Below are 8,298 nucleotides of genomic sequence, written 5' to 3'. Positions count from 1 at the left end.
CGAGCAATCCCTCCTTTTTCTAGCTTTTATGCGCTTTGTACAACTCTTGTACAACCTGTACAAAACCTTATGCATAAAAAATTTATATTTATACAATTGCTATTATGTGGGTAAATATATATTATAGAAGAAAGCCGACTATTCGACAGATTCCACATGGTGTGGATAACTTTATACAGTGATAGTGGAAATGATGTCCACAAGTTGTCCACAGTTTGTGGATAAAAACCAACTGTGGAAAAGTAATTAAGAGTGAAAACAAAAATATAATATCAAAGAATTGGGCATGATGCAATGAATTTTCGAAACTTATCCACAATCACTACACCTTGTGGAGAAAAGTTTTCCACAACACAAGATAGTGTGCATGAGTTGTCGATAAGAAATGGAAAAGTAGAAAAATGTCGAAAAAACTTATCCACAAAGGTTTAAGAGAAGAATTTGAATAAAAAAGAGGCTTTTTATAACATGTATTGTTGTAGTTTTGTTCAGTAACGATGCGATCGCAGCTGGTAGAGAAAGAAAAAGAGATGAAAAGGAAAATTTTTTTCTTTAATAAATCAATGAATTTTATTGATTAGGTATAGACAATTGGGTTATAAAGATATTAGAATGAAGAAGATTGAGTAAAACAGATAATGAAACCAAGAGATTGAAAATTTTATTTTTTAAATAACATTGACATCTTCTTAGTCTTTTCATTATAATTGCAAGGACTGTCTTTTTCAGTTATTCCTCGAGGAGGTGTTTATAGATGAAAAGAACTTACCAACCAAACAAACGTAAGCACAGTAAAGTACACGGTTTCCGCGCTCGTATGAGCTCAGCGAATGGACGTAAAGTTTTAGCTCGTCGTCGTCGTAAAGGAAGAAAAGTATTATCAGCATAATAGACCACTGACGCCAGTGGTCTTTTTTCGCTTTATAAGGCTAAAATCACCTCTGTTCCTGTAGGGACTACATAAAAGCATGACCTGAAAAAGGGCAGGAGTTGTTAAAAATGAAAAAAAGATATCGTATAAAAAAGAATGATGAATTTCAAACAGTTTTTAAAAAGGGCAAGTCCGTAGCGAATCGCCAATTTGTCTTGTATGTTCTAGACAAACCGGATCAAGAACATTTCCGCGTAGGATTCTCCGTGGGTAAAAAGATTGGAAATGCCGTGACTCGTAATCGAGTTAAGCGCCTTGCTAAACAAATTATGTTTGAATTCACACCGTATTTAAAGCAAGACAAAGATTATATTGTAATTGCAAGGCAGCCTGCTGCAACAATGAGCTATGAAGAAATTAAAAGCAGCTTGCAGCATGTCTTTAAGCGTGGCAAATTACTTACACATAGACAAAACGATTAATAAACAATAGAAGAAAAGCCTTTAATAGCTGTTGTTTTTCTACCGCATCCTTATATAATGGATTTTGACGCACTTTCAGAATTGAAAGGTGAACATGTAGAAGGAGGAAAAACAGGTGAAGAAGAAGTTGTTTTTAGGGATAACGCTTATCTTTCTATTAACTGTTTTAGCGGGTTGTACGGAAATTAACCAACCTATTACAGATGATAGTAAAGGTTTTTGGAATGAGTATGTTGTGTATCCGCTGTCATTAGTCATTACGTATCTGGCGGAGGTATTTAAAAGCTATGGAGTTGCGATCATCGTTGTCACAATCCTGATTCGCTTACTTATTCTACCGCTTATGATTAAACAGATGAGAAACACGAAAGCAATGCAGATGCTTCAGCCCGAAATGCAGAAGTTAAAGGAGAAGTACAGTTCAAAAGATGCCCAGACGCAACAGCAATTGCAGAAAGAAACGATGGCATTATTCCAAACTTACGGAGTAAATCCTTTAGCTGGGTGCTTCCCAATTCTAATTCAAATGCCCATTCTTATTGGGATTTTCCACGCGATTACACGAACGTCGGAAATCGCAAACAACAGCTTTTTATGGTTTGATTTAGGTGCGCGTGATCCGCTATTTATCTTACCAATTGTCGCCGGCATCACAACGTTTATTCAGCAAAAGATGATGATGGCCGGAAATGCAAATCAAAATCCTCAAATGGCTATGATGCTTTGGGTTATGCCGATCATGATTGTGGTTTTTGCAATCAATTTTCCAGCCGCCTTATCTCTTTATTGGGTAGTGGGAAATCTATTTATGATTATTCAAACCTACTTCATTAAAGGGCCAGACTTAAAACAAGCGAATATTGAAGGGGTTAAAAAATGAACGAAATCACAATTACGGCCCAGACGATTGAAGCTGCTGTTCAAGAAGCATTAGATGCTTTAGAAGTAGAGCGAAATCAAACAAATGTAGAAATAATTGAACCAGGCAAAAAAGGATTTTTAGGAATCTTTAAGGGAAAACCCGCAGTTGTAAAAGTTACAAAAATAGTTGACCCTGTAGAGGAAGCGGTTCATTTTATTACAAATGTTAGCCGTGAAATGGGGATTTCGATTCATACGAACGTCAAAAAAACCTCGAGAAACTGCATAATTGAGATTAGTAGCGATTCAGCGGGAATGTTGATTGGAAAACATGGACAAACCCTCAATGCGCTCCAGCTTCTCACACAACTGGTAGCTAATCGATACAGTCAGCAATTTTTAAATGTTGTATTAAATCCAGAAGGCTACCGAGAAAAACGAAAAGAAATGGTTGAAAAACTGGCATTAAAAATAGCTAATCAGGCGATCAAAACGAATCGATCTGTTCAACTAGAACCAATGCCTTCTCATGAAAGAAAAATGATTCACCAAGCGTTAGCTAAAAATTCTTTAGTTGAGACACAATCCGTTGGCAAAGAACCCAAAAGAAGTATTTTGATTCAGCCAGTTGCCAAAAAGCACTAGCAAAATAAGCTAGTGCTTTTTTATGTGCTTATTTTTATCGATCCAGCGTTCAAAAAAATCAAGATGCATACGTTGTTATTCACATGTGGATAAGTTAAAATAGTACATACTGCCTGTTTTTCTTGCTGTGCATAACAGAAGAACCTTAGAGATGTTCCAAATCGGTGAATTGTGGTATCCTATTTATTTGGTTCATACAAATCATGGGCCTTAAAATAGATGTTTTTGTTCGTGGAAAATTGTTAACGATGATAGTATATAACATCGTTTAAAATAAAAGGTTTATAAAATGAAATGAGGTGAAGTTGGTGCTAGATTTTGATACAATTGCGGCCATTTCTACACCAATGGGAGAAGGAGCTATTGCCATCGTCCGCCTGAGTGGTGAAGAAGCAATTACGATTGCAGATCGTATCTTTAAAAGCGTTTCGAATAAACGATTAACAGACGTAGCTTCTCATACCATTCACTACGGTCATATCGTAGATCCCAAGACGGAGCAAGTCGTTGAAGAAGTGATGCTTTCCATTATGAAAGGTCCCAAGACATTTACCAGAGAAGACATTATTGAAATTAACTGTCACGGAGGAATTGTATCCGTTAATCGTGTGCTGCAGTTAGTTATTGCAAATGGTGCCCGTTTAGCTGAGCCGGGTGAGTTTACAAAACGAGCATTTTTAAATGGTCGAGTAGACTTATCACAAGCAGAAGCTGTGATGGATTTAATTCGTGCCAAAACAGATAAAGCGATGAATATGGCGATTGGCCAAATGGAAGGGCGTTTGTCCAAGCTAGTACGTCATTTACGGCAGGAAATTCTCGAAACACTTGCCCATGTAGAAGTAAACATTGACTACCCAGAATATGACGATGTAGAGGAAATGACTCACCAAGTATTGATCGAAAAAGCTTCAAATGTACGCCAAGAAATTGATAAGCTTCTTCAAACCTCTCATCAAGGGAAAATTTTAAGAGAAGGATTGGCTACGGTTATTATTGGACGTCCTAATGTAGGGAAATCTTCTCTTCTAAATAGTTTAGTGCAAGATGCAAAGGCCATTGTCACAGACATTCCTGGAACGACGCGAGATGTAATTGAAGAGTACGTCAATGTGCGAGGAGTTCCTCTGCGATTAGTTGATACAGCTGGAATTCGTGAAACAGAAGATATTGTAGAACGAATTGGTGTGGAACGCTCCCGTCAGTATTTGAAAGAAGCAGATTTAATTTTGCTTGTGTTGAATTTCAATGAAGAACTAACGGACGAAGATAAAAAGCTATTTGAAGCTGTAAAAGGCATGGACGTTATCGTGATTGTGAATAAAACAGATCTTGAGCAAAAAATTAATCTAGAGGAAGTGCAGCAATTTGCTGGTGATCATCCAGTAGTGACGACTTCGCTTCTTCAAGAAAAAGGAGTAGATCAGCTTGAAGAAGCAATCGCAGCTCTTTTCTTTGGAGGAACAATTGAATCTCAAGATTTAACATATTTATCTAATACGAGACATATTGCGCTTTTAACGCAAGCAAGAGGAGCTATCGATGAGGCCATCACAGGCATTGAAAGTGGTGTTCCAATCGATATTGTCCAAATTGATTTAACAAGAACGTGGGAACTATTAGGTGAAATTATTGGTGATGCTGTTCACGAAAGCTTAATTGATCAGTTGTTCTCTCAATTCTGTTTAGGAAAATAGATTATTAAAGGAGGCTACTATTATGCAATATGAAGGTGGACAATATGATGTTATTGTCATTGGAGCAGGTCATGCAGGTTGTGAAGCGGCACTTGCTTCTGCGCGTATGGGTGCTAAAACGTTAACGTTGACCATCAACTTAGACATGGTGGCGTTTATGCCCTGCAACCCTTCTGTAGGCGGTCCTGCAAAAGGTATTGTCGTACGTGAAATTGATGCTCTTGGCGGAGAAATGGGTAGAAATATCGATAAAACTCATATTCAAATGAGAATGTTAAACACGGGAAAAGGTCCAGCCGTTCGAGCACTTAGAGCTCAAGCAGATAAATTTGCTTATCAGCATGAAATGAAAAAAACGTTAGAAAATGAAGAAAATCTAACGCTTATGCAAGGCATGGTAGAACAGTTAATCGTAGAAGACGGTGTATGTACGGGCGTTGTCACTCAAACGGGAGCTGTGTATAAAGCTAAAACAGTTGTTATTACGACAGGGACATTCTTACGAGGGGAAATTATTTTAGGTGAACTAAAATATTCAAGCGGTCCTAATAATCAACAACCGGCTATTAAGCTTTCTGAACACTTAGAGGAGTTAGGACTGGACATGGTCCGTTTTAAAACAGGAACTCCACCTCGTGTTAATAGCTCAACTATTGATTACAGCAAAACGGAGATTCAGCCTGGGGATGATGTGCCTCGTGCTTTCTCATACGAAACAACACAGTACATTACAGATCAATTGCCTTGCTGGTTAACATATACAAGTGAACAAACTCATCAAATTATTGATGACAACCTCCACTTATCTCCTATGTATTCTGGGATGATCAAAGGTACTGGACCGCGCTACTGTCCATCTATTGAAGATAAGGTTGTGCGCTTTAATGATAAACCGCGCCACCAAATTTTCTTAGAGCCAGAAGGACGAAATACGCAAGAAGTATATGTTCAAGGACTATCAACAAGCCTTCCTGAGCACGTACAGCGTCAAATGCTTGCGACAATTCCTGGTCTTGAAAAAGTCCAAATGATGCGTGCGGGCTATGCTATTGAATATGATGCAATTGTTCCGACTCAGTTATGGCCAACGCTTGAAACGAAGAAAATTAAAAATCTTTATACGGCTGGACAAATTAACGGAACATCTGGTTATGAAGAAGCTGCAGGCCAAGGTCTTCTTGCTGGAATTAACGCGGGAAGAAGAGCGCTGGAACAAGAAGAAGTCATCTTAGGACGTTCTGATGCTTACATCGGTGTATTGGTGGATGATTTAGTAACAAAAGGAACAAATGAACCGTATCGTCTACTAACGTCTCGTGCAGAATATCGTTTATTGCTTCGTCATGATAACGCTGATTTACGTCTCACTGAAATTGGTCGTGAACTAGGATTAATCAGCGATGAGCGCTATGCTAAATTTGAACAAAAGAAAGCGGAAATCGAGCAAGAGAAGAAACGTCTTTTCTCCTTTATTATTAAGCCAAATGAAACTGTTCAAAAACTGATTAAAGAAGCTGGCGGCAGCGAATTAAAAGATGGCATTCGTGCGACAGATTTACTTCGCCGCCCTGAAATGACATATACTCATATTCATCAATTAGCACCAGCTGATGAGACGGTAGATCCTGAAGTAGCTGAACAAGTAGAAATTCAGGTGAAATACGAAGGATATATTCAGAAATCACTTCAACAAGTTGAACGCTTGAAGAAGTTAGAAAACAAAAAGATTCCTGATTATATCGATTACGATGCAATTAACGGTTTAGCTACAGAAGCACGTCAAAAATTAAACCAAGTGCGTCCCCTAACGGTAGCGCAAGCTTCACGTATTTCTGGAGTCAACCCAGCTGATATTTCAATCTTGCTTGTTTATATTGAACAAGGGCGCATCGCTAAAGTATCAAATGATTAAAACTCTTAGGCGCGAAGAAAGGGAAACTCAATGAATATTCAACAGTTTCAACAGCTATTAGAAGAAAAGGGAATTTCTCTTTCTTCTAAACAGCTGAATCAATTTGAAAAGTATTATCAAGTTTTAGTGGAATGGAACGAAAAAATGAATTTAACTGCTATCACTGATCACGGTGAAGTGTATGAGAAGCATTTTTACGATTCTATTTCAGCTGCTTTCTTTCAAGACTTTACAGAAATTGAATCCATGTGTGATGTAGGTGCAGGAGCAGGATTTCCAAGTATTCCGATAAAAATTTGCTTCCCGCATTTGCATGTAACAATCGTTGATTCGTTACAAAAGCGTATTACGTTTTTAACGCATCTTGTAAATGAGCTTGAACTAGACAATGTCACACTATGTCATGATCGAGCTGAAACATTTGGTAAAAAAGAAACGATTCGCGAGTCATTCGATCTTGTAACGGCAAGAGCCGTGGCACGTATCTCCGTTCTTAATGAATTTTGCTTACCGCTTGTTAAAGAACAAGGACGCTTTTTAGCAATGAAAGGTGCTTCTGCCCCTGAGGAATTAAAAAATGGAGAAAAATCATTCCAAGTATTAGGTGGAAAAGTGAAGTCGATTGAACATTTCCAATTGCCTTTGGAGCAAAGTGAACGTTACATTATTTTAATAGACAAAATAAAGAAAACGCCTAAAAAATATCCTAGAAAACCTGGTACCCCAGTTAAGCTTCCACTAGAGTAGGCATTAAATAGATAGAGAAGAAAATGTTTCATATGAAACATTTTCTTCTCTATATTTTCTGTTTAGAAAGCAGGATATGATTAAAAAACATCGAATTAGTTTAAGGCGGGATTTTCCTGAAGGTGGTGTGGGACTATGAAATCTGCTTTTTCACGTTTTTTTAATTTAAAAGAAAAAGATGAGGATATTCATGTAGAGATTGAAACTGTCCAAGATGAAAATGTCGAAAAAGTTTTAAGAGATGAAGTAAAACAAATTAGGGTTTCAAGTATTATTCCGAATCGTTATCAGCCGCGTACTGTGTTTAATGAAGCAAAAATTGAAGAGCTAGCTCTTACTATTCATACACACGGTATTATTCAACCTATTGTGGTTCGACCGACTGAGGGCGAAGAATACGAATTAATTGCTGGAGAACGCCGGTGGAGAGCTGTACAAAGCTTAGGATGGGATACGGTTCCTGCAATTGTGAAACATTTTAACGATACAGAAACGGCCTCTGTGGCTTTAATAGAAAACTTACAACGTGAAGAGCTAACGGCTATCGAAGAAGCACTAGCCTACGCAAAGTTAATTGAGTTACATAATCTTACCCAAGAGGCATTAGCTCAACGTTTAGGAAAAGGCCAATCCACAATTGCAAACAAGCTTCGTTTGTTAAAGCTTCCTGTTGAAATACAAGAAGCAATCAAACAAAAATTGATTACAGAGCGACATGCAAGAGCGCTCATTCCCCTCAAAAATCAAGAAAAACAACTTCAAGTATTAGCTGAGATTATTGAAAAACAATTAAATGTAAAACAAACGGAAGATCGAGTAGTTAAATTGTTAGAAACGCAGGTTAAAAAGCCAAAAGCAAAAAGAAAAGCGTTTAGTAAAGATACGCGTATCGCAATGAATACAATTCGTCAATCCTTGACAATGGTTAGTGACAGCGGTATTTCATTAAACACGGAAGAAGAAGAGTTTGATGAATATTTTCAGTTTACTATTAAGATTCCGAAAAAATAAAGAAATAGCCCTCATCTTTTTTTGATGAGGCTTTTTTATCAAAGTTTTTCGTCAGAAAATTCAATGAACAAT

General features: G+C 37.5%; 8 protein-coding genes. All 8 read left to right on the top strand.

Annotated features, from left to right (window positions below):
- Nucleotides 1–754 precede the first annotated feature (754 nt).
- The 8 genes from rpmH to noc all read left to right on the top strand — a co-directional run bounded on the left by rpmH (nucleotide 755) and on the right by noc (nucleotide 8,226).
- Nucleotides 755–889, top strand: coding sequence for a 50S ribosomal protein L34 (rpmH, locus tag LIS78_RS26770; RefSeq protein WP_013059930.1), 135 nt, complete (start codon nucleotides 755–757; stop codon nucleotides 887–889).
- Nucleotides 890–999: 110 nt separating this feature from the next.
- Nucleotides 1,000–1,353, top strand: coding sequence for a ribonuclease P protein component (rnpA, locus tag LIS78_RS26765; RefSeq protein ID WP_013059929.1), 354 nt, complete (start codon nucleotides 1,000–1,002; stop codon nucleotides 1,351–1,353).
- 115 nt (nucleotides 1,354–1,468) lie between these two features.
- Nucleotides 1,469–2,233, top strand: a complete 765-nt coding sequence (gene spoIIIJ, locus LIS78_RS26760) for a YidC family membrane integrase SpoIIIJ (protein ID WP_014457668.1) — start codon at nucleotides 1,469–1,471, stop codon at nucleotides 2,231–2,233.
- On the top strand, nucleotides 2,230–2,859 hold the full coding sequence (gene jag, locus LIS78_RS26755) for an RNA-binding cell elongation regulator Jag/EloR (protein WP_195781495.1): 630 nt from the start codon (nucleotides 2,230–2,232) through the stop codon (nucleotides 2,857–2,859). Before spoIIIJ ends, jag begins: the two co-directional genes overlap by 4 nt.
- A 308-nt stretch (nucleotides 2,860–3,167) precedes the next feature.
- Entirely contained in the window at nucleotides 3,168–4,556 is a 1,389-nt protein-coding gene (gene mnmE / locus LIS78_RS26750) for a tRNA uridine-5-carboxymethylaminomethyl(34) synthesis GTPase MnmE (RefSeq protein WP_195781496.1), read from the top strand.
- A 22-nt stretch (nucleotides 4,557–4,578) separates the two neighbouring features.
- Nucleotides 4,579–6,468, top strand: coding sequence for a tRNA uridine-5-carboxymethylaminomethyl(34) synthesis enzyme MnmG (gene mnmG / locus LIS78_RS26745; protein WP_195781497.1), 1,890 nt, complete (start codon nucleotides 4,579–4,581; stop codon nucleotides 6,466–6,468).
- 30 nt (nucleotides 6,469–6,498) lie between these two features.
- Nucleotides 6,499–7,215 (top strand): 16S rRNA (guanine(527)-N(7))-methyltransferase RsmG, encoded by a 717-nt coding sequence (gene rsmG, locus LIS78_RS26740; protein ID WP_013085565.1) that lies wholly within the window; start codon nucleotides 6,499–6,501, stop codon nucleotides 7,213–7,215.
- Nucleotides 7,216–7,350: 135 nt separating this feature from the next.
- Nucleotides 7,351–8,226, top strand: coding sequence for a nucleoid occlusion protein (gene noc / locus LIS78_RS26735; RefSeq protein WP_195781498.1), 876 nt, complete (start codon nucleotides 7,351–7,353; stop codon nucleotides 8,224–8,226).
- Nucleotides 8,227–8,298 lie beyond the last annotated feature (72 nt).

This window comes from Priestia megaterium, from assembly GCF_023824195.1.
Lineage (GTDB): Bacteria > Bacillota > Bacilli > Bacillales > Bacillaceae_H > Priestia > Priestia megaterium_D.
Note: the sequence above shows the minus strand (reverse complement) of the source record. Positions and strands in the feature narration are given on the sequence as shown.

Bases quoted from the DNA above. Each gene is read 5' to 3' on its own strand.
- rpmH (WP_013059930.1), top strand. From the start codon at position 755: ATGAAAAGAACTTACCAACCAAACAAACGTAAGCACAGTAAAGTACAC.
- rnpA (WP_013059929.1), top strand. From the start codon at position 1,000: ATGAAAAAAAGATATCGTATAAAAAAGAATGATGAATTTCAAACAGTT.
- jag (WP_195781495.1), top strand. From the start codon at position 2,230: ATGAACGAAATCACAATTACGGCCCAGACGATTGAAGCTGCTGTTCAA.
- mnmG (WP_195781497.1), top strand. From the start codon at position 4,579: ATGCAATATGAAGGTGGACAATATGATGTTATTGTCATTGGAGCAGGT.
- rsmG (WP_013085565.1), top strand. From the start codon at position 6,499: ATGAATATTCAACAGTTTCAACAGCTATTAGAAGAAAAGGGAATTTCT.
- noc (WP_195781498.1), top strand. From the start codon at position 7,351: ATGAAATCTGCTTTTTCACGTTTTTTTAATTTAAAAGAAAAAGATGAG.